We start from the raw sequence: 21,092 nt of genomic DNA, 5'->3' as shown, positions 1-21,092 counted from the left end.
GGGTTTCTGCGACCAGTTTGGCAGACCTGGTTGCAGTGAGGGGACGACCACCGGCCTCGCGACCGGTGTTCGACCCACGAAGCCTAGTGCAACCAGGTAAGGAGCCGCGCGGCGGCGGCTACTACTCCTTCTCGGTCAGCTCGCGGTACTCGTCGGCGGACAGCAGAGCGTCCAGGACGGTCGCGTCCTCGACCTCCACCTCAAGCATCCAGCCACCGCTGTACGGCTCGCCGTTGATGAGCTCCGGCTGGTCGTCGAGAGCGTCGTTCTTGGCGGTGACGGTGCCGGTCACCGGCGCGTAGACGTCCGACACGCTCTTGGTCGACTCGACTTCGCCGACCGCCTCGCCCGCGGTGATCGTGTCGCCCACATCGGGCAGTTGCACGAACACGATGTCGCCCAGCGAGTCCTGGGCGTAGTCGGTGATACCGATGCGGATGACGTTCCCGGTGGTCGCGCGGATCCACTCGTGCTCGTTGGTGTAGCGCAGATCGTCGGGGATCACGGTCTGGGTCCTTTGCGTGTGAGGGTTAATCGACCGGCTCGGCGTAGCGCGGCGTCGCCGGGGACAGCGTCGCTGAGACGGTGACCGGGTTGGGCGTGTCGATCTGCAACTTACCGCCGGCGTCCTCGACGGAGTCGACGACACCACCGGGGATCGCGAGAGCCGCCCGCATCGTTTCGGGGTCCCCGATCGCGAGCAGCGTGTACGGCCCGCTCAGATCGTGGTTGCCGACCAGCAGGTGGTCGTCCTCGGTGTCCAGGAACGCGGTCGCGGCGACGATCCGCACCGGACTTCCGGTGCGCCCGCCCATCTGCATCGCCTCGGCGCCCGCACCGCGCAGCTCCTCCACCGCGTCGAGGATGAGCTCGGCGCTGAGCGCGCTCGAGCCCGGGCGGAACGTCAGCCGCAGGCCCGCGCCCTCGGCGGGGATCGTTCCGGCCAGGATGCCCAGCTCCTCCGACCGGCGCTCCAGGTCCTCCTGCACGGTCTGCGAGCCCTCCGCGGCCGAGCTGAGCGTCCGCCGGCGTTCCTGCAGTTCCGCGATCTCCGACCGCAGTCGCTGCTCGCGGCTGTCCAGCTCGTCGAGGATGCGGACGAGGTCCTCCTGCCGGGCGCCGGCCAGCGCGCCGTCCTTCTCGTTGCGGCGCAGCTGCGCGGCCAAGCTCAGCCCGAGCAGCGCGCAGAGCGCGACCGCGGCGGCCTTCATCCACCAGCGCCGCGGGTCCTCGCGCCGCCGGTGCGCCGGCGACGCCCCGCCGATGTCGTGCTGTCCGCGGGTCGGCACCGCCAGCTCCCGGCCGGTGGCGTCCGGCCCACCCGCCGTCGAGGAGCTGTCTCCTACCTCGGGCGACGCCGACGAGTCCGCCACCGGCGGCGCCGGAGGCACCGCGGGAGGCGGCTCCGGCGCGCGCGGCGAAGGAGCCGGCTTCGCCAGCGGCACCGTGATCGCTTCGGTGACCGCGTCGTCGTCAGGCGTGGAATCGCTCATGCTCACGCCCGGAAGATGTGGCGCCGGATCGCCGCCACGTTGCCGAAGATACGGACGCCGAGGACGACCACGACCCCGGTCGAGAGCTGGCCACCGACGCCGAGCTTGTCACCGAGGTACACGATCAGCGCGGCCACCAGCACGTTGGAGACGAACGAGACGACGAACACCTTGTCGTCGAAGATGCCGTCCAGCCGGGCCCGGACACCGCCGAACACCGCGTCCAACGCCGCGACGACAGCGATCGGCAGGTACGGCTCGAGACCGGTGGGTACCTCCGGCTTGAACACGAGACCGACGACGACGCCGACGATCAGCGCCAGCGCGGGAATCAATTCGAACCTCCGGGCGGTGGGGTGGATGCGGCGGGACCGGTGGAGCCGGAGGGGCTGCCGCCCGGCTCCACCGACGCCGAGGGGGCGGGCGACTCGGCGACCCGCAACTCCGGTTCGCTGCCCGCGGGCAGTTTCAGCTCGTCGTCGCGGCGCAGATCGAAGCCCATCCGGTACTGCTTGACGTAGGACTGGAACCGGCGCACCGCGGGATCGCGCAGCAACCGGCGGTAGAGCTCGTCGGCGTTGCCGATCGCCGTGATCGTGTACGGGTTGTCCACCGGGCGGAAATCCACCAGGACGGCCGAACCGGCCGACCGGATGGCCGACAGCGCGGTCAGCCGCTGACCGTCGACAGCGATCGCCTCCGCGCCGGCCGCCCAGATCGCGTTCGCGAGGCTCTGCAGGTCGCGGTCCTGCACGAGGAACGCCTCGGCGTCGCCGACCGTCACCCCGGTCACGGGGTCGCGGGTGGGCTCACCGTCGGACACCTCCAGCACGATGCCGGGTCCGGTGACCGGGAGCAGCCCCGTGCTGGCCTCGGTGTCGCGCACGCGCCGGGACAGCGCCCGGCCGGAGTCGTTGTTCGCCAGCGCCCGATCCTGGGCCTCGGTCACTTCCTCGCGCCGCGCGTCAGCCTGTTTCTGCAGGTCGTCGGTCGTGGATTGGGCCCGGCGGATCTCCGCGGCGAGCGCGTCGCGCGTCTTGGCGGTGGCGGGAGCCGTGTCGACGGTCTCCGTGTACGCGATCGAGAGCACGACGCCGATGACCGCGGCGCAGACGACGGTGAGCATGCCGCGACCCCGCCGCGCCAACCGCGAGGACGGCTCGCCGGCCTCGCGGCGCCGGGCCGCTTCGGCGTACCCCGGGTCGAGGTGGTTGTTCATCAGGTCGGCCAGCATCGTGAGGCCGGGCGAGGGGGGCGCGTCTTTGCCGAACAGACGGAACTTCGGTTCGGTCACCCTGCGAGCTCTCTTCGTACCGAACGGACGAGAGAACCGGTCTGCACGACGTAGAGCGCCGCGGCCCACCAGTAGAGCCCCACGCCCCAGATCGCGAACGCCCAGCCGATCGGCATCGCGACAGTGCCGACGATGCCGTCCTGGCCGCCGAGCAGCAACAGCGGGAACGAGTAGAGCAGGTTGAACGTCGCGGCCTTGCCGATGTAGTGCACGGGCAGCGCCTCGTAGCCGTAGCGGCGCAGCACCAGTAGCGCCAGCCAGAGCACGGCGTCCCGCACGACCAGGGCCAGCGCCAGCCACCACGGGATGATGTCGCGGATCGCGAACGTCACGACGGTGGAGAAGACGTAGAGCCGGTCGGCGAGCGGGTCGAGCAGCTGGCCGATGCGGCTGACCTGCCCCCAGGCGCGGGCGAGCGCCCCGTCGAGCCAGTCGGAGAACCCACTGACGACGAGCACCAGCAACGCGAGCAGGTCGGCGTGCGCGACCAGGACGAGGTAGACGAACACCGGGACGCCGAGCAGCCGCAGCGCGCTCAACGCGTTGGGCACGGTCAGCACCCGCGCGGTGACCGGCGGGTCGGCTTGCACCGGAGCCGGTGCCACCTCGGACGCCTCGGGCACGACCCAGCCTCCCCTCCGCTGTTGAACCCCGCTGTTGAACGGCTGTACCCGCTCATGCTGCCACCTCGGACCGACAACAGGGCGACCGCCGGGCGTCCCGAGGCGCCGGACACTCCGCCCCAGCGGTGATCCCGCCGACGTTTCCTCAGCTCAGCGCGTTGCGGGTCGAGTGACGAAGAGACCACACGGATGTGGCCGAACTCGACCGAGGAGACTGCCGGTGACTGGACCGACCCGTTCCTACCCGAGACTGACCGCCGGGGTCGCGGGGGTGTCCCTGGTCGCCCTCGGCCTGGCCGCACCGCCCGCGGCCGCGGCCGAGACGTCCCGTCCCGTGCTGACGCTCCCGGCCGGCGCGTCCGGCGGAACGTACAGCTGGGACACCCCCGACGACAGCGTCACTGCGAAGGCGTCCGACGTCGTGGGCCAGGTCACCGCGACCCAGCCCGTGCGGATCGTCACCGTGCGCACGGTCGCCGGACGCCCCACCGTCACGACCCGCACGGTCACCGGCCGGGCGTCGGCCACCGCCGCGGTCACCGCCGCCCAGGCCGACGACGCCACGGTCTCGGTCGGCATCGACCACGTGCTGCGCCTCACCGAGACGACCAGCAACGACCCCTACCGGGCCTCGCAGTGGGCGCTGACCGCCCTGGGCGCCGAGAAGACCTGGACGGCCACCACCGGCACCGGCGTCACCGTCGCGGTCGTCGACACCGGTGTGCAGCGCAACCACCCCGACCTGGCCGGGACCGTGCTCTCCGGCGTCGACCTGGTCGGCGACGTGCCCTCCAGCACCGACGGAAGCAACGACGAGAACGGGCACGGCACCCACGTCGCCGGCATCGTCGGTGCGATCGCGAACAACAAGGTCGGCGTCGCGGGCCTCGCACCCGGCGTCACGATCCTGCCGGTGCGGGTGCTCGACGGCGACGGAGCCGGCTACGACTCGGCCATCGCGCAGGGCATCGTGAAGGCGGTCGACCGCGGCGCCGCGGTGATCAACCTCTCGGTCGGCGGCACCGAGGCCGGCGCCGCCGCCTCGGCCGTCCGGTACGCGCTGGGCAAGAACGTCATCGTGGTCGCGGCCGCCGGCAACGAGCGGCAGGACGGCAACGCGATCAGCTACCCGGCCGCCGACGCCGGCGTCATCGGCGTGGCCGCCACCGACTCGACGAACAAGGACGCGCCGTTCTCCAACACCGGTAGCTACGTCGACCTGGCCGCGCCGGGCGTCGGCATCTGGTCGACGTTCAAGGGCAGCACGTACAAGCAGCTGTCGGGCACCTCGATGGCGACGCCGTACGTGTCGGCGGCCGCCGCGCTGGCCAAGGCGGTCTCCCCCGGCCTCACGCCGGCCACGATGACGACGCTGCTGCAGAACACCGCCACCGACATCGGTGTGGCCGGGCGCGACGACGCGACCGGCTACGGCCTGGTCAACCCGTACGCCGCGGTGTGCTCGCTGACGTCCTGCGGCGGGAGCGCGCCGACGACGCCGCCGACCACCGAGCCGACCACGCCGACCAACCCGGTCGCCAGCGCGTTCCGCCTGACCACCGGCAGCGGCAAGACCGTCACCGCCGGCACCACGATCTCGATCGCCGGCACGCTGACCTCCGCCGGTGCTCCGCTGAGCGGCGCCTACGCCGAGTTCTGCGTCCGCATCGCACCCGCGAAGACGTTCGACTGCACGGCGGCCACGACCGGGGCCGACGGCTCGATCCGGGTGTCCGGGACGGCGACCGCCACGACGTCGATCTACCTGACCTACCCCGGTGACGCCGGCACCACGGCGTCGCGCACGGCGACGGCGACCTACCCCGTCGCGGCACGGGTCGCGCTGCGCGCCGGCACCAAGTCGGTGACCGCGACGGTTGCCCCCGCCCGCGGCCAGGTCGTGAAGCTCGACCGCTGGACCGGCAAGGCCTGGTCGCTGGTGACCGGCAAGAAGGTCACCGCGTCCGGCGCGGCGTCCTTCACCAAGCTCAAGACCGGCACCTACCGCGTACGCGTGGGCGCCACGACCTCGACGGTCGCGTCGACGAGCGGGTCGCTGAAGGTGAAGTAGTCACCGCTTGAACCTGGAGCCCGCCCAGGGCAACGCTGCCGATCGGGCGGAAGGACGCCGCGTATAAGTAATACTCAAGTCCTTCCGCCCGCTCGGCAGCGTTGTTCTGGGCGGGCCGCCCCCTCAGACGGTGCCGTGTTCGGCTCGGATTACGTGCATGACGGCGTTGATCAGGGCGAGGTGGGTGAACGCCTGCGGGAAGTTGCCCAGGTGCCGGCCGGAGTACGGGTCCAGCTCCTCGGCGTAGAGCCCCAGCGGGCTGGCGAACGACAGCAGCTTGCCGCAGAGCTGGCGGGCCCGGTCGAGCTCCCCGATCTCGGCCAGCGCCGACACGAGCCAGAACGAGCAGATCGCGAACGTGCCTTCCTCGCCGCGCAGCCCGTCGTCGGTCTCCTCGACCTTGTACCGCAGGACCAGCCCCTCGACGGTGAGCTCGTCGGCGATCGCGAGGACCGTCGCCTTGATCCGCGGGTCGTCCGGCGGCAGGAACCGCACCAGCGGCAGCAGCAACGCGGAGGCGTCCAGCGCGTCGGTGTCGTAGTGCTGCGTGAACACCCCACGCGAGTCGGTGCCCCGTTCGCAGACGTCGGCGTGGATCACGTCGGCGATGCGCTGCCACTGGTCGGCGAGCTCGTAGTCCTGCCGCAGCCGGGCCAGCCGGGCACCGCGGTCGACCGCCACCCAGCACATCACCACCGACGAGGTGAAGTGCTTGGGCTCTCCGCGGACCTCCCAGATACCGCGGTCGGGCTCGTTCCAGTGCTCGATCGCCTTCTCCACCTGGCGCCGCATGATCTTCCACGTGCGGTCGTCCAGCCGGTCCCGCGACCGGGTGTGCAGGTACATCGAGTCGAGCACGGCGCCCCAGACGTCGTGCTGCTCCTGGTCGAACGCACCGTTGCCGATGCGCACCGGCCGGGCACCGTCGTACCCGGAGAGGTGGTCGAGCACCTTCTCGGTCAGCACCCGCTCACCGTCCACGCCGTACATGACTTGCAGGTCACCCTGCGAGGCGACGTCCGCGACGAAGTTGAAGAAGTCGTCGGCCTCCCAGTCGAACCCGAGCGTGTACAGGCCCCAGAGGGCGAACGTCGAGTCGCGGATCCAGCTGTAGCGGTAGTCCCAGTTGCGCTCGCCCTGCGGGGTCTCCGGCAGCGACGTGGTCGCGGCGGCCACCAGTGCGCCGCTGGCCGCGTACGTGAGGCCCTTGAGCGTGAGCGCGCTGCGCTGCAGGTGCCCGCGCCACGGGTGGTCGGGGAACGAGCCCCGGGCCAGCCAGTGCTGCCAGTGGTGCGCGGTCCAGGTCTGGCGCGCGTTCGCGTCCTCCACCGTGTACGGCGGTTCGACGCTCGCCCAGGACAGCACGGCGTAGCGCTGGTCGCCTTCCTTGAGCAGCGTGCGCGACGTGGCGCGGCCGCCCTCGAACCCGATCCGCATGTCGGTGGTCAGCCGCAGCTTCGGCCCGCTGTCCTCACCGTTGGCGCTGGTGGCCAGCCCCTGGTGGTAGCCGCGGTCGGTGTAGGACCAGCGGGCCTGGTGCTGCCCGTAGTCGAACATCGGTTCGCAGTCCATGACGACCTGGACCTCGCCTTTCACGCACCGCACGGTGCGCAGCAGCATGTGCTGGGCGTCGTAGTCCGTGGGTGCGCGCCGCTGGGTGGGCGAGAACGCCTCGTTGTGGTGCCACGGTCCGATCAGCAGCGTGTCGCGGACGATCAGCCAGCCGCCGGAGGACTCCCAGGACGTCTCCAGCACCATCGTGCCGGGCAGGTACCGGCGGTCGACCGGCACCATGTTGTCGGCCGGGCCGAGGCGGAAACCGCCGGCGTCCCGGTCGAGCGCCGCACCGAAGACGCTCGGCGAGTCCAGGCGGGGCAGGCAGAGCCACTCCACGTTGCCGCTCGGCGCGACCAGCGCCAGCACTTCGCAGTCGGAGAGGAAGCCGTAATCCGCGATCGGCGGGAACGGCGAACGGGCTGCGAGCGCGTCCGCCGAGACCGGGACGCGGATGCGGTCGAAACCGCCGCCGCTGATCATCGGACGACCACGCTGTGTACCCGTGGGACGGACCGTTGCGGCCCGTCAAGCGCAGACAACGTCATCGGCGCCGCACCTCCTCGTGTTCCGGCCGACGCGCGGCCATACCCTGTACCGGCGGGAGCCTTGACCCCCCACGTTGGGCACCGTCCATGACGGTGCCATCTCGCCGCCGTGACCAGTGTGTAGCACCTCCGCGCGCTTACGGACCAATCGCGAGTTGGGAGCGGTTCAGACTCCGGCAGCCGATCGTTCATCGCCAGGTTCCTAGCCGTTTCCACTCTCCGACACGGTACGTACGGACGGTTTCTGAATCCATCCGGCTCCTCATGTGTCGCCCAGTCTCCAACGCCTCGGTTGCATCGCTGCCACCCGGGGTGGTGACACACAGTCCTGTACGCATGGGGACCGGTACCGGGTTCGAAACAGCACGAAGGCCCGCACGCTCGTCGCGTGCGGGCCCCGGGTCGAGGAGAAGGGTCAGGCGGCCAGAGTCTGGATGGCCCACTGCATTCGCAGGACCGCGATCTCCGGGTGCTCACCGAACTCGGCGGCCAGCCGTGCGGCGCACCCGTCGGCGCCTCCGCAGGTGAGCAGCGCGCCCGCGATGGCGGCCCGCACCTGCTCCGGCGTCGGTAGGTCGGAGGGCTGCAGGACGCTCGCGAAGAGTGCCTCGGCGTCGATGATCGTTGTCATGACCTTCCCCTTCTGTCTGGTGGAGCGACCCGGTTTTCGTCTCTGGTGCATTCAGGGTGCGCCTGGGGAGCAGTCCGTACGATCGGCCGTTGGACAGTTGATCTGTCACCTCCCGAACACTTGCGAATGAGACGTTCGGATGACCCTCGGGTGCAGTTTGCGTCGACGCATGTGGCACGTGCCGTTTCCGCGCTAGGGTGTGCGGATTTCAGCTGCTCAGAGCCTCGTCGAGCGCGGATTCACGCGGGGAGATGACCACGGGCTCCCGGTTCCGCAGGGCGTCCGCCGCAGCTTTCACCGCGGCCGGTACCTCCCGCACCCGGTTGCGCCACAGCCTCTGCAGGCTACAGCGGTCACACGCAGCGCGGATTCCGTCCGCGTCGACGCCGACGTGCCGGCAGAGCGCGACGGCGCGCGGCAGATGGAAGCCCTGGGTCACCAGGAGCGCGCGCTCCACCCCGTAGACGTCCCGCGCGCGCACGCACGTGTCATAGGAATCCAGGCCGTGTGGGTCGGCCACGATCTTCGCGGCCGGTACCCCGTGCCGGGTGAGGTAACGCGTCATCGACGTGACCTCGTCGCCCGAGTTGCCCTCGCCGTCGCCGGAGACCAGCAGTGCCCGCACCTTCCCGGCACGGTAGAGCTCGGCCGCGGTCTCCAGCCGGTTGGCGAGCATCGGCTTCGGTGTTCCGTTCGGGTCCAGTTCCGTGCCGAACACGATCGCGACCGGCGCGTCGGGAGCCTCCTCCGCGGCGAGCCGGTGCCCCGACGAGGCGCTCCACTCCCAGGCCAGGCCGGCTGCACACGCCAGTAGGGCGATCGTCACCACGCCGACGACCAGCGCCACCAGGCGCCGCCGCAGGCTCGGTGACACGTCCGTCGCGTCACTCACACCGCACAGGGAATCAGCCGGTCGCAACTGGGTAGGTTGCTCCACGTGGGAGCCCAGAGCACTGTCGACGCCGAACTTTCCGCCCTGGCCGCCGCGTACGGCGTCGCCACCGAGTACGTCGGTTCGACCGGCCGTCCGGAGACCGTCACCGCGTCCACCGTGGTCGCGGTGCTGGGGGTGCTCGGCGTCGCCGCCGACACGCCGGAGGCCGTCGCCGCGTCGCTCGCCGAGGCCGAGCTGGCTCCGTGGCGGCGACTGGTGCCGCCGACCGTCGTCGTGACCGCTGACGAGCCCGCGACCGTCGTGGTACGCGCCCCGGCCGGTCGGCCGGTGTCCGCGCGCGTCCTCCTGGAGGAGGGCGGTGAACTGCCCACTGCTCCGGGCGACGCCGGTCGAGCGCGCACCGTGGACGGCGAACCGCGCGAGGAACGCACCGTGGCCGTCCCCGCGCTCCCTCCCGGCTGGCACCGGTTGGTCGTGTCGGTCGGGAATGACGCGGGCGTCGGTAGCGCGGGCGAGATCGCGGAGGCCGTGTTGATCGCGGCGCCGGCGCGGGTGCCGTCGCCGGCCGGGAGTGACCGGGTGTGGGGATGGATGCTGCAGCTGTACGCGCTGCGGGGCGACGACTCCTGGGGCCTGGGCGACTACGGCGACCTGCGCGAACTGGTGCGCTGGAGCGGTACCGAGCTGGGCGCGGGCGCGATCGTGTGCAACCCGCTGCACGCCCCGTCCCCGGTGCTCCCGCTGGAGAACTCGCCGTACTACCCGTCGAGCCGACGCTTCCGCAGCCCCCTCTACCTGCGCGTCGCCGACACCCCGGAATACCAGGCGGCCCCGGCGGACCTCCGCGCGAAGATCGACGCCCTGCGCCCCGAGACCCCCGAGGACCGGATCGTGCGCGACCCGGTCTGGCACGCCAAGCTCGCCGCGCTCGAGCTGCTGTTCCCGCACCGCCGCGAGCAGCCCCTGGTCGCGTACCGCGCCGAACAGGGTCAGGGCCTCGAAGACTTCGCGACGTTCTCGGCCCTCGCCGAGGAGAACGGCGTGCCGTGGCAGTCCTGGCCCGACGAACTCCACCACCCGACGTCGGCGGCGGTGGCTGACGCCCGCAACCGGCTCGCGCAGCGCGTCGACTTCCACGCCTGGCTGCAGTTCCTCTGCGACGAACAGCTCGCCGCCGTGGGGGAAGCCGCCCGAGCCGCCGGGATGCCGATCGGAGTCGTGCACGACCTCGCGGTCGGCGTCGACCCCGGCGGAGCCGATGCCTGGGGTCTGCAGGACGCGCTGGCCATCGGCGCTTCGGTAGGCGCGCCACCGGACTCGTTCAACCAGCAGGGACAGAACTGGGGCCTCCCGCCGTGGAACCCGCGGCGCCTGGCCGAGGTCGGTTACGCGCCGTACCGCGACATGCTGCGCGCCGCGCTGCGCTCGGCCGGCGGCGTGCGCATCGACCACGTACTGGGGTTGTTCCGGCTGTGGTGGGTGCCGACCGGGCGGTCGGCGGCCGAGGGCACCTACGTGCGCTACGACCCCGACGCGTTCCTCGGCGTGCTCGCGCTCGAGGCGCACCGCGCGGGGGCGGTCGTCGTCGGGGAGGACCTGGGGACCGTGGAGCCGCACGTGGCGATCGCGCTGGCCGCGCGGGACGTGCTGGGGAGCAACGTGCTCTGGTTCGAGCGCGACGATCCGGATCCGGCGTCGGATGCGCCGGGTGAGTTGCCGCAGCGGCCGCGTCCGCCCGCTGCGTGGCGCGCCGGCGCAGCGGCTTCGGTCACCACGCACGACCTGCCGACCGCGGCCGGGTTCCTTACCGGTGAGCACGTGCGGGTTCGTGCGGAACTCGGAGTGCTGGGCCGGTCGGTGGAGGAGGAGCAGGCCGCCGCCGACGTCGAGAAGGCCGCGCTCATCGGCCTGCTGCGCTCGGAGGGGATCGTCGGGGCCGACGCGTCGGACGAGGAGATCGCGCTCGGCCTGCACGCGGTGCTGGCCCGGACACCGTGCCGCCTGGTACTCGCCGCGCCCGGCGACGCGATCGGCGACGTCCGTCAGCCGAACCTGCCCGGAACGATGGACGAGTACCCGAACTGGCGGCTGCCGCTGGCCGTGCCGGACTCCTCGGGTGGGCACCGGCCGGTGTCGGTGGAGGAGTTCATGGCGTCGGACCGGGTCCGGCAACTCGCGTCGGTGCTGGGCGCCGTGCGTCGAACGTGACCGGGATTCGGTCGTAGCCCCGCAGCGTGCGGGTGGGGCGCTGGTGGAGGTCGCCGGCGAGGGTGAGGTCACCGAAGCGCTCGAACAGGCGGCGCAGCCCGATCTCGCCCTCCAGCCGCGCGAGTGACGCACCGAGGCAGTAGTGGGCGCCGCTGGAGAACGCGAGGTGCTCCCGGGCGTTGGCGCGCCGGACGTCGAACCGGTTCGGGTCCTCGAACACGTCCGGGTCGCGGTTGGCGCCGCCGATCATCGCGGTGACGAACGACCCCTCCCGGACGGTCACGCCGCAGACCTCGGTGTCGCGGATCGCACGCCGGCTGGTGGCCTGCACCGGTGCCTCGAAGCGCAGCATCTCGTCGACAGCGTTCGGCCAGAGGCTCGTGTCGGCGGCCAGGAGTTCTCGCTGTTCGGGATTGCGCATGAGAAGCACCGCGCCGCTGCCGAGCAGATTGACTGTCGTCTCGAACCCGGCGGCGAGCAGCAGGCCGGTAATCGCGAGCAGCTCGCGGTCGTCGAGTTTGCCGCTCCCGTCGTCGAGGTGAACCAGTTTGCTGACGATGTCGTCGCCGGGTTCCCTCCGGAGCCGGTCGAAGTGCGAGTACATCCAGTCCGACATCTGCTCCAGCGCGGTCTCGGACTCCAGGAACTGCTGATACGTCAGTCCGACGTCGAGCACCGGCGCGGCGAGCGTCCCCCAGTGCAGGAACGTCTTGCGCATGTCGAGTGGGACACCGAGGATCTCCGCGATCACGGTGACCGGCAGCAGGCTGGCGTAGCTGGCGACCAGATCGATCGGTTCGCCGCCGGGCCGCTCCTGCATGGCGTCCAGCAATTCGGTCGTTCGTTCTTCGACGCGGCCGCGGAGGGCTTCCACGGCCTTGGCCGTGAACACCCGGCTGACCAGCCGCCGGTAGCGGGTGTGGTCGGGCGGGTTGGTGACCAGGAGCGAGGGCGGGTCGATCGGGCCGACGATGCGTTCGTCGGCGGCGACGCGCTGGAGCAGTTTGCGGGAGATCCAGGGCATGGTCTCGGGGTCGAAGCCGACAGCGAACGCGTCGCTGCGCAGGATCGTCGTGACGGCCGGGTGGCTGACCGCCTGGATCATCAGGCGGCCCTTGACCAGTGGGCCGCGAGCGCGGATCTCGTCGTAGGTGGGGTACGGGTTCGCGCGGGCGGACGGGTCGGCCAGGATGCGGGCGTGCAGGTCGCCACGGCGGTATGCCCGGCCGATGACGACACGCGCGACGCCGTGCAGGCTCACCCAGCGTGCTCTCGTCTTCAACGACATGTCTTCATTCTGAGCAGGGTCTCGGCTTTACCGGACGCGTTTGCGAGACAACGTCACGTTCGCACCTGACAGGGGGCGGCAGGATTCTGGTGCGAGAGTGACTTCCATGACGATGCCAAGTGACGTCGGCGCCTACAACCGGCAGTTGATCGTTCAGTTCCGGGAGGCCGGCGGGGTGCTGGGCGACCGGCCGCTGTTGCTGCTCACGACAGTGGGCGCCCGCTCGGGCACGGAACACACCGCCCCGATGATGTTCATCCCGGACGACGATCGGCTGCTGGTCGTAGCGTCGAACGCGGGCGCCGAGCGGCATCCGGACTGGTACCACAACCTGGTTGCTCACCCGCGGGTCACGGTGGAGGCGCGCGGGGAGACGTATCCGGCCTCGGCCGTGGTTCTCGACGGCGCCGACCGGGACGCGGTGTTCGCTCGGATCGCTGCCCAGTACCCGTTCTTCCACGAGCACCAGGCGAAGACGTCGCGGGTGATCCCGGTCGTCGCTCTGGTTAGGCTGACCTAAGCATCGTTGTGGGAGGCATGGATGGTCGTCCGACCCCGGTTGTACGCGGAGAACGTGGAACTGGCCTACGACCAGCGGGTCGTTGCGTCGGGCCTGGACGTGGACATCCCTGACGGATCGCTGACCGTGATCGTGGGGCCGAACGCCTGCGGCAAGTCGACGCTGCTGCGCGCGCTCGCCCGAATGCTGAAGCCCCGAACCGGGGCCGTGTACCTGGACGGTGCGCAGATCAGCTCGCTGCCGTCGAAGGAAGTGGCCCGGCGGCTCGGGCTGTTACCGCAGTCGCCGACCGCTCCGGACGGCATCACCGTCGCCGACCTGGTGTCGCGCGGGCGGTACCCGCACCAGAAGTTGCTGCGACAGTGGTCGCGGGAGGACGAGCAGGTGGTGGCGTCGGCGATGGCGGCGACCGGGGTATCGGATCTCGCTCTCCGCTTGGTGGACGAGCTGTCCGGCGGGCAGCGGCAGCGGGTGTGGATCGCGATGGCGCTGGCCCAGCAGACGCCGATCCTGCTGCTCGACGAGCCGACGACGTATCTCGACATCGCGCACCAGCTCGAGGTGCTGGATCTCTGCGCCGAGCTCCACGAACGCGAGAACCGGACGCTCGTCGCCGTGCTGCACGACCTGAACCACGCGTGCCGGTACGCGACGCATCTGATCGCGATGCGGGCGGGGAAGGTGGTGGCGGAGGGTCCGCCGGCGTCGATCGTGACGGCTTCGCTCGTGGAGGAGGTGTTCGGCCTGCCGTGCCAGGTGGTCCCGGACCCCGAAACCGACACCCCGTTGGTGATCCCCGCCAACCGGAAGCGCCGCCGCGAGGCTGCGGCTACCGCCTAGCGTCGCTCGGTCTCACGCTCGGGTCGAGGGTGAGAAAAGCGCGCGTGATTCGGCAGCGGTGGAAGTGCGGAGTGCAGCGGCCGCGGCGCGGGACGCGTCGGCGATGCCGGTCTCGCGAACGGCCTGCTTCACCACGGGCACGAGCGCCGGCGCAACGCTCAACTCGCGAACCCCGAGTCCGAGCAGCACCGCGGCCGCCCCGGGCTCCGAGGCGAACTCACCGCACACACTCACTCGCGCCCGCTCCCCCGCGGCCCGACACACCGCGTCGACGAGCCGCAACACCCCCGGATCCCACGGATCCCCGAGCGTCGCGACGCCCTCGTCGCCACGAGCGGCAGCAAGCGTGTACTGCGTGAGATCGTTCGTCCCGATGCTGAACTCGTCGACCAGCGGCACGAGCGCGGCCGCTTTGAGTGCCGCCGACGGCACCTCCACCATCGCAGCAACCTCGAGCCCGGCGGGGGCACCGCGATTCTCGGCCCGCACCACCGCATCCAGCGCCTCCCGCGCCGCGACGAGCTCGTCGACGGTGCTGACCATCGGGAACATCACGGTCACGGGCGTTTCATGCGCGACCCGCACGATTGCGGTGAGCTGCTCCGCGAACAGATCCGGCCGCAACAGCGAGAATCGCAGCCCCCGCACACCGAGAAACGGATTCTCCGACGGCGGCACGGGCGCATAACTCAACGGCTTGTCGCCACCGACGTCCAGCGTCCGGAGCGTGAGACGTCGACCGCCGAGCGCATCCGCCAGCGCGCGGTAGGCGAGGCTCTGCTCCTCGACGTCCGGCGGCGTGGTCCGCCCGAGGAACAGGAACTCGGTGCGAACCAGCCCCGCGAGATCGGCACCCGCTGCCGCTGCCGCGGTGGCATCGGCGAGCCCGGCCAGGTTCGCGCCCACCTGGATCGCGACGCCGTCGCTGGTGCGCGCGAGGCTGTGCGCGCCGGCGGCCGCAGCGCTCCGGCGACGGGCCGCGTCGGCCCGGGCCGCGACGAACCGATCCCGGACCTCCGACGCCGGATCGATCACCAGCTCACCGGTGCTGCCGTCGAACGCGATCGGCGTGCCGTCCGCGAGGTCGAGCACCGAGTCACCCGCCGCAACAACCGCCGGTATCCCCCGGGCCCGCAGCAACAGCACACTGTGCGCCGTGGGACTCCCGTGCGCGAGCACCACCCCACTCGCCTCGACCCCCACCGCCTCCCCCGGCGTGAGCCCTACTCCCACCCACACCACACCACCCTGGGCGCCCCCCGTCGCCGCGCCACCCTGCGCCGCTCCACCCTGCGCAGCGGGGCGTCCGGCCTCGTCGCCGGCGACGGCTGGTGCAGCCGCGTCGCCTGGATGTGCGGCTTCGTCGCCTGCCTCGGCCTGCGCGGAGGCGGGGGTGGCCAGGGCTGTGCTGACCTGGGCGCGGAGGGCGGCGAGATCGTCGGCGCGGGCGCGGAGGTAGGGGTCGGGGAGGGCGCGCCACTCGGCCTCGGCGGCGCCGACGGCCTCGGCCCAGGCGGTCTCGGCGGCGGCGCCGGAGGTGATTCGGGTGGAGGCTGCGGTGCGTAGTTCCGGATCGTCGAGCAGGAGCAGGTGCGCGTCGAAGATCGCCGCCTCGGTGGCACCGACCTCGGCGGTGGCCCGGTCGCGGACGGCGGTGACCTCGGCGGTCACCGCCACGAGGGCGTCCTCGAGCCGCCGCTGCTCGGTCGCAGCGTCCACCGGCCCCGTACGCGGCGCAGCCACGACCGCACGGTCGCCGCGCCGCACCACCCCGACCACCACCCCCGGCGAAGCCGCCAACGCTCCACCCACGGGCGCCGGCGCCGCGACCCCAGGCGCCGGTGCGGTGGGGGTGGCTGGTGTCGCGGTGGGGTGCAGGGGTGGGAAGGGGGCGAAGATGTGGGTGGCCGCGGTGAGAATGCTGGTCAGGGCGGTTTGTTCGCCGGGTGGGACGCTCACCTCGATCTCGTGGCCGGTGAGCGCGCCGAGCGTTGCCACGCGCGACAGGCTCTCGGCGGGTACGGGACCGGCGCCGGTGGTGCGGTTCCGTAGCTCGACCCGCACCCCGACGTGTCGCACCGCCCCGACCAGGGCCGCAGCCGGGCGGGCGTGCAGGCCCTGCGGATCGGTCACCACGAACGTGCCGGTGAGTGCGTCCGGCGACGACGTCGCCCCGCTCGCTGCGGGCTGCTCCGCGGTCGTCGGTTGGCCGGGCGCGACGGGGGCCGGGGACGACGCTGACAGATCGTCGCCCAGGTGCTCGGCCTTGGGGACGAGGCCCGCGGCGGCCTCTGCGGCTACCGCGGTGCGGTCGGCGCCGCCGGCTGCGGCGACCACTGCCCCGACGAGGCCTTCGACGAGTGGTGCCGGGCTGAGCACGACCCCCTCCCGGACGTCGTCGTCGAGCATTTCGAGTGCCATCTCGGCCGACAGCAACGCCGACCCGAGGTCCATCAACACGACCACGCCCGCTGGCCCACTCACCTCGCTGATCGCGTCGGCGATCGCGACCGCGTCGGTGCCGAACGTGTCCTCGTCGAGGCCGGCCGCCACCCCGATCCGCACCGGCTCGCCCTGCGCCATCTCCCCGGCGAGCCGCACCGCCGCCTCCGCCAGCGCACGACTGTGCGACACGACGACAATCCCCACGCTCGCCCCGGCCGTCATCGGACCACCCCGGCCGGCCCCGTGCACCTCACGGAACCGGGGGATGCGGGTGCGGGGGCGGGGTCAGGCATCGGGGGGCAGGGTGGAGGCCGCGGCGGCCACCAGGAGGGTGGACGAGGTGGCGCCCGGGTCGAGGTGGCCGACGCTGCGTTCGCCCAGGTAGCTGGCGCGGCCCTTGCGCGCGACGAGCGGGATCGTGGCGTCGCGGCCCGCTTCGGCCGCCGCGAGCACCTCGGGCCACGACTTTCCGGACTCCAGCGCCTCGGCGGCGGGCACGAGCGCGTCGAGCATCGTCTTCTCGCCGGTGGTGGATTTGCCGCGCGCGGCGACGCCGTCGACGCCCGCCCGGAACGCGGCCGGGAAACCCCCGGCCAGTGCCCCGGCCGCACGCAGGAAGAACGTGCCGTAGAGCGGCCCGCTGGCACCGCCGACGGTGCTCACCAGCACCATCCCGACCTTCTTCAACAGCGCGGTGTCGTCGTCGAACGTGGTCGAGTCCAACGCGGCGACCACGGCGGTGAGCCCGCGCGACAGGTTGGAGCCATGGTCGGCGTCGCCGATCGCGGAGTCCAGCTCGGTCAGCCGCGGGGCCTCCTCGATCACCAGCCGCGCGAACTCGCGGATCCAGGCCTCGATCATGCGCCCCACCGCAGCCCGGGGGTGTCGACCGGCGCGTCCCACAGGCGCAGCAGTTCGTCGTCGAGGGCGAGCAGCGTCAGCGACGCCCCGGCCATGTCGAGGCTGGTGATGTAAGGCCCGACCAGTGACCGCACCACCTGGACCCCCTGCTTCTCGAGCAACGCCGCCACCTCCCCGTAGAGCAGGTACTGCTCGATCAACGGCGTGGCCCCGAGCCCGTTGACGAACGCCAGGACCCCCTCCGACGGCTGGATCTCGGCCAGCACCGGCTCGACGAGCAACGCGGCGGCCTCCTTCGCCGACGGGAGCGGGATGCGCTGGCGCCCGGGCTCGCCGTGGATGCCGACGCCGAGCTCGATCTGGTCTTCGGGCAGGTCGAACGTCGGCTTGCCGGCGGCGGGCACGGTGCCTGACGTCAGCGCCAGGCCCATGCTGCGCCCGCGATCGTTGACGCGCTGCGCGATCGCCGCCACCTCGGCGAGGCTGCGCCGCTCCTCCGCGGCCGCGCCCGCGATCTTCTCGAGCAGCACGGTGACGCCGACCCCGCGCCGCCCGGCGGTGTAGAGACTGTCTTCCACGGCGACGTCGTCGTTGGTGACCACGGTGGCGATCTCGGTGCCTTCCGCCAGCTCGGCGGCCATTTCGAAGTTCATGACGTCGCCGGTGTAGTTCTTGACGATGTGGAGCACGCCGGCGCCACCGTCGGCGTGCTGCGTGGCCGCGAGGATCTGGTCGGGCACCGGTGACGTGAACACTTCACCGGCCGCCGCCGCGTCGAGCATGCCGAACCCGACGAAGCCACCGTGCAGCGGTTCGTGGCCGGATCCGCCACCGGAGACGAGCCCGACCTTGCCGGCGACCGGCCCGTCAGCGCGATGGACGACACGGTGCTCGAGGTCGACCCCGAGCTTCGGATGCGCGGCGGCGAGACCGGCGAGGGCCTCCACCACGACGTCGGCGGGAGCGTTGATGAGTTTCTTCATGCCGAGCTCCTTCTTTGCGGTAGATCCGCCGGAAGATCCTCCGGTAAACCCCGAGACGCCACCGCCGCCGCCAGATCCGCGCCCAGCGCCGGAGCGAACTTGAAAAGGTTCTCACCCCACACCGACAGAACCGGCCCGGTGCGCGCGACGTGGATCCCGTCGCCGAGCCCGGGCGTGGGGGCGCAGTAGACCTCGTCCACCGGCTCGGGCGACACGACGTCGGACAGGAATTCACGTACGTACGCCACGACCGCGGCCCGAGCCCGCCGGTGCGCCTCTGCGACCGGCAACGACCAGGCCGTGTCGGCGGCCGGTAAGTGGGCGCCGATCGCCCAGAGTCCCGGCCCCACGAGATGCCCGTACGTCGTGAACCCGTCCCGCCAGGCGGAACTCCGCTCGATCCAGCACCGCAGTTCGGCGCCGGACGTCAGCGGAAACGTGAACCGGAAGTGGTGCTCGCGCGCGGAAGGAACCGACGGCGTCAGGGCGGCCGCTTCCGCGCCCGCCGCGATCAGCACCGAGTCGCACTGCCAGCTGCCCCGGGCGGAGTGAATCGTCGCGGTGTGCCCGTGCACGGTGATCCGCTCGACGTCGTCGACATGAAGGGAGCGACGCACCGCGGCGGCCAGGAATTCGCCGGTGCGCGCGGCCTGGATGACGCCACCGGCGGGGTCCACGAGGAACGGTCCCGGCGTCGACGGCCGCGCCGGCAGCCCCGGCACGGACGACACCGACGAATAGAGTCCACAGCGGACCCCCGCGGCACGCATCGCCGCGTACCGCTCCGCGGCGCCGGACCCACTGACCACCGTAGTCTCGGCACCGATCAGCACCTGCCCCGACGTGCGCTCCCACCGGCTCCAGCCTTCTCGCGCGCGCACCGCGTAGCGCACGAGGGCGGGAATGTCGTGGGCGTAGCGGAAGATGCGGGTGCCGCCGCGGGACCGGCCGGTCATCGGCGCGGCGCGGTCGAACACCCGCACGGTGACGGGATAGCGCCGCAACGCGTACGCGGTCGACAGGCCGACGATTCCGGCCCCGATCACCCCGATCCGCACCCCTCAGACCTACACCACCGCGGGCAGCGTCGACCAGAAAACGTTGATCCAGCGAAAACCTGGCCAGCGCTGGCAGCCGACCGATCGTCGAGCAACAGTTGTTGCAGTGTAATCAAGGAGGCCCGATGCTCGACGCCTACTCCCAGATCGTCACCCGCGTCGCCCGCACCGTCGGGCCGCAGGTCGCCGCGCTGTCCGTGCGCAGCCGCCGCGGTGAGGGCGCCGGTTCCGCCGTCGTCGTCGGCGGCGACGGTCTGATGCTCACGAACGCCCACGTCGTGGCCGGGGCCGACGGCGGTCGCGTCGCCTTCGCCGACGGCTCCGAAACCCGCTTCCGGGTGATCGGTGCGGACCCGCTGTCCGACCTGGCGGTCGCCCGAGCCGACGAAACGCCTGGCGACGCCGCAGAGCTGGGCGACGCCGACGCGCTGCAGGTGGGGCAGCTGGTCGTGGCGGTCGGCAATCCGCTGGGGCTGTCCGGCACGGTCACGGCGGGGGTCGTGAGCGCGCTGGGCCGCTCGCTCCCCGCGCGCAGCGGCGGCGCCACCCGACTGATCGAGGACGTCATCCAGACCGACGCCGCGCTCAACCCCGGCAATTCCGGCGGCGCGCTGGCCGACTCGGAGGGCCGCGTGGTCGGCATCAACACAGCGGTGGCCGGCGTCGGCGTCGGGCTCGCGGTACCGATCAACACGACGACGCGTCGCATCCTGACAGCACTGGAGGCCGACGGGCGGGTGCGGCGGGCCTACCTCGGGCTGGTCACCGCCCCGATGCCACTACCGGAGAAGCTGGTCCAGAAACGCGGCCTGCGCGTCGTCGAGGTCGTACCCGGCAGCCCCGCCGCCCAGGCCGGCCTCCGCACCGGCGACCTCCTGCTCGACGCCGGCCGCGCGCCCGTCCGCGATGCCCAGGGACTGCAGAAACTGCTCTTCACCGATGCCATCGGCCAGCCGTTACCGCTCACCGTCTTCCGCAACGGCGCCATGGTGGACGTGGTGGCGGTGCCCACCGAACTCACGTGAAGTGCGTAGCAGGCCGCTCCTGCGCCACCCCGTCGATCGTCACGTCGACCTTCTCGTCGTAGAACGCGACCAACCCGGTCACCTTCTGGCTCTCCGGCAGCGGCGACCGGTACGTCCACACGATGTTCCTGTGGACGACGCCCGACTCCAGCTCGACGTCCCAGTACGTGGCGGCGCCCTTGTACGGGCAGTGCGTCACCAGCTCCGACGGCCGGAGCAGGTCGAGCCGGACGTCGGTCAGCGGCAGGTAGTACCGGGGCGGCAGCGACGTCTCGAACAGGATCCGCGGCTGGCGGGAATCGGCCACCACGACCCCGTCGACGCTGACCTGCACGTGCCGGCTGCTGCCGAGGACGTCGACGCGCTTGTACGGGTCGCGGGGGTGGACGTAGACCGGCTCGTCCTCCTCCAGCCACTCGTCCATCGACGCCCAGTCGAGCCGCACCAACTCACGCAGCTCCTCCAGCGGCGACGAAGGGAACGTGACCGCCGCGCTCGGCAGCGTCCGGTCCGGGAGCACCACGTCCTGCACGACGCCGTCGCCCCGGCTGGGCGACCGGCTGACCTCGCCGGTCGCGACCAGTTCGGCGAGGACGTCGTCGCGCGGCACGTAGTAGGTGGGGTAGTACGGGATCTCCCAGACCAGCACCGGGTGGTGCGTGTCGGCGACGGTACGGCCCGCGACCAGCGCGCGGACCCGCTTACGACTCGTCTCGACCCGGACCCGACCTCTCTCGGCTGACATACGCCCACGA

The 21,092-nt window shown here is 71.8% G+C and carries 19 protein-coding genes; 5 read left to right on the top strand and 14 right to left on the bottom strand.

From position 1 onward, the window contains the following. Positions 1 to 121: 121 nt before the first annotated feature. Genes gcvH through ACGFY5_RS23945 form a run of 5 tightly spaced genes read right to left on the bottom strand, consistent with a single transcriptional unit; the run spans position 122 to position 3,410 of the window. Positions 122 to 505 (bottom strand): glycine cleavage system protein GcvH, encoded by a 384-nt coding sequence (gcvH, locus tag ACGFY5_RS23965; RefSeq protein WP_392723012.1) that lies wholly within the window; start codon positions 503 to 505, stop codon positions 122 to 124. Between the two features lie 25 nt (positions 506 to 530). Then, complete coding sequence (locus tag ACGFY5_RS23960; RefSeq protein ID WP_392723010.1) at positions 531 to 1,493, bottom strand: DUF881 domain-containing protein; 963 nt, start codon at positions 1,491 to 1,493, stop codon at positions 531 to 533. A gap of 2 nt (positions 1,494 to 1,495) precedes the next feature. Beyond that, positions 1,496 to 1,828 carry a small basic family protein gene (locus ACGFY5_RS23955; RefSeq protein WP_392723008.1) on the bottom strand — a complete coding sequence of 111 codons (333 nt, stop codon included), beginning with the start codon at positions 1,826 to 1,828 and terminating at the stop codon, positions 1,496 to 1,498. After that, positions 1,825 to 2,787, bottom strand: coding sequence for a DUF881 domain-containing protein (locus ACGFY5_RS23950; protein ID WP_392723006.1), 963 nt, complete (start codon positions 2,785 to 2,787; stop codon positions 1,825 to 1,827). The genes ACGFY5_RS23955 and ACGFY5_RS23950 overlap by 4 nt, the downstream gene beginning before the upstream one ends. Beyond that, positions 2,784 to 3,410, bottom strand: coding sequence for a CDP-alcohol phosphatidyltransferase family protein (locus ACGFY5_RS23945; RefSeq protein ID WP_392723005.1), 627 nt, complete (start codon positions 3,408 to 3,410; stop codon positions 2,784 to 2,786). The genes ACGFY5_RS23950 and ACGFY5_RS23945 overlap by 4 nt, the downstream gene beginning before the upstream one ends. Positions 3,411 to 3,630: 220 nt before the next feature. Here ACGFY5_RS23945 and ACGFY5_RS23940 point away from each other — a divergent pair, with 220 nt between their 5' ends. Then, positions 3,631 to 5,481, top strand: coding sequence for a S8 family serine peptidase (locus ACGFY5_RS23940; protein ID WP_392723004.1), 1,851 nt, complete (start codon positions 3,631 to 3,633; stop codon positions 5,479 to 5,481). A gap of 123 nt (positions 5,482 to 5,604) precedes the next feature. On the opposite strand, the gene ACGFY5_RS23935 is transcribed toward ACGFY5_RS23940, so the two are convergent. The 3 genes from ACGFY5_RS23935 to ACGFY5_RS23925 all read right to left on the bottom strand — a co-directional run bounded on the left by ACGFY5_RS23935 (position 5,605) and on the right by ACGFY5_RS23925 (position 9,106). Beyond that, complete coding sequence (locus ACGFY5_RS23935; protein WP_392723003.1) at positions 5,605 to 7,518, bottom strand: glycoside hydrolase family 15 protein; 1,914 nt, start codon at positions 7,516 to 7,518, stop codon at positions 5,605 to 5,607. A 480-nt stretch (positions 7,519 to 7,998) separates the two neighbouring features. After that, positions 7,999 to 8,214: a hypothetical protein gene (locus ACGFY5_RS23930; protein WP_392723001.1), complete on the bottom strand. Its 216-nt coding sequence runs from the start codon at positions 8,212 to 8,214 to the stop codon at positions 7,999 to 8,001. 208 nt (positions 8,215 to 8,422) lie between these two features. Next, positions 8,423 to 9,106: a vancomycin high temperature exclusion protein gene (locus ACGFY5_RS23925; RefSeq protein ID WP_392722999.1), complete on the bottom strand. Its 684-nt coding sequence runs from the start codon at positions 9,104 to 9,106 to the stop codon at positions 8,423 to 8,425. 45 nt (positions 9,107 to 9,151) lie between these two features. Between ACGFY5_RS23925 and malQ the strand changes: the two genes are divergently transcribed. After that, positions 9,152 to 11,317 carry a 4-alpha-glucanotransferase gene (malQ, locus tag ACGFY5_RS23920; protein ID WP_392722998.1) on the top strand — a complete coding sequence of 722 codons (2,166 nt, stop codon included), beginning with the start codon at positions 9,152 to 9,154 and terminating at the stop codon, positions 11,315 to 11,317. On the opposite strand, the gene ACGFY5_RS23915 is transcribed toward malQ, so the two are convergent. Then, positions 11,256 to 12,605, bottom strand: coding sequence for a cytochrome P450 (locus ACGFY5_RS23915; RefSeq protein WP_392722995.1), 1,350 nt, complete (start codon positions 12,603 to 12,605; stop codon positions 11,256 to 11,258). The genes malQ and ACGFY5_RS23915 overlap by 62 nt on opposite strands. A 106-nt stretch (positions 12,606 to 12,711) precedes the next feature. Here ACGFY5_RS23915 and ACGFY5_RS23910 point away from each other — a divergent pair, with 106 nt between their 5' ends. Both ACGFY5_RS23910 and ACGFY5_RS23905 read left to right on the top strand, forming a co-directional pair. Further along, the gene (locus ACGFY5_RS23910; RefSeq protein WP_392722993.1) at positions 12,712 to 13,125 is read left to right on the top strand and encodes a nitroreductase family deazaflavin-dependent oxidoreductase; all 414 of its coding nucleotides are present in this window, start codon (positions 12,712 to 12,714) and stop codon (positions 13,123 to 13,125) included. A 21-nt stretch (positions 13,126 to 13,146) separates the two neighbouring features. Continuing rightward, positions 13,147 to 13,965 (top strand): ABC transporter ATP-binding protein, encoded by an 819-nt coding sequence (locus ACGFY5_RS23905; protein ID WP_392722992.1) that lies wholly within the window; start codon positions 13,147 to 13,149, stop codon positions 13,963 to 13,965. A gap of 12 nt (positions 13,966 to 13,977) precedes the next feature. Here ACGFY5_RS23905 and dhaM read toward each other — a convergent pair whose 3' ends face one another. The 4 genes from dhaM to ACGFY5_RS23885 form a co-directional block, all read right to left on the bottom strand. Beyond that, entirely contained in the window at positions 13,978 to 16,632 is a 2,655-nt protein-coding gene (gene dhaM, locus ACGFY5_RS23900; RefSeq protein WP_392722990.1) for a dihydroxyacetone kinase phosphoryl donor subunit DhaM, read from the bottom strand. 63 nt (positions 16,633 to 16,695) lie between these two features. Beyond that, positions 16,696 to 17,271: a dihydroxyacetone kinase subunit DhaL gene (dhaL, locus tag ACGFY5_RS23895; RefSeq protein ID WP_392722989.1), complete on the bottom strand. Its 576-nt coding sequence runs from the start codon at positions 17,269 to 17,271 to the stop codon at positions 16,696 to 16,698. Beyond that, positions 17,268 to 18,254, bottom strand: coding sequence for a dihydroxyacetone kinase subunit DhaK (gene dhaK / locus ACGFY5_RS23890; protein ID WP_392722987.1), 987 nt, complete (start codon positions 18,252 to 18,254; stop codon positions 17,268 to 17,270). The genes dhaL and dhaK overlap by 4 nt, the downstream gene beginning before the upstream one ends. Then, a complete protein-coding gene (locus tag ACGFY5_RS23885; protein WP_392722986.1) occupies positions 18,251 to 19,312 on the bottom strand; it encodes an FAD-dependent oxidoreductase in 1,062 nt (353 codons plus the stop codon). Before ACGFY5_RS23885 ends, dhaK begins: the two co-directional genes overlap by 4 nt. Before the next feature lie 125 nt (positions 19,313 to 19,437). Here ACGFY5_RS23885 and ACGFY5_RS23880 point away from each other — a divergent pair, with 125 nt between their 5' ends. Then, on the top strand, positions 19,438 to 20,337 hold the full coding sequence (locus ACGFY5_RS23880; protein WP_392722985.1) for a S1C family serine protease: 900 nt from the start codon (positions 19,438 to 19,440) through the stop codon (positions 20,335 to 20,337). Here ACGFY5_RS23880 and ACGFY5_RS23875 read toward each other — a convergent pair. Beyond that, positions 20,330 to 21,082, bottom strand: coding sequence for a DUF427 domain-containing protein (locus tag ACGFY5_RS23875; RefSeq protein WP_392722983.1), 753 nt, complete (start codon positions 21,080 to 21,082; stop codon positions 20,330 to 20,332). The genes ACGFY5_RS23880 and ACGFY5_RS23875 overlap by 8 nt on opposite strands. Positions 21,083 to 21,092: the final 10 nt, after the last annotated feature.

This window comes from Cryptosporangium sp. NPDC048952, assembly GCF_043197895.1.
In the GTDB taxonomy this organism is placed as follows: Bacteria; Actinomycetota; Actinomycetes; order Mycobacteriales; family Cryptosporangiaceae; genus Cryptosporangium.
Note: the sequence above shows the minus strand (reverse complement) of the source record. Positions and strands in the feature narration are given on the sequence as shown.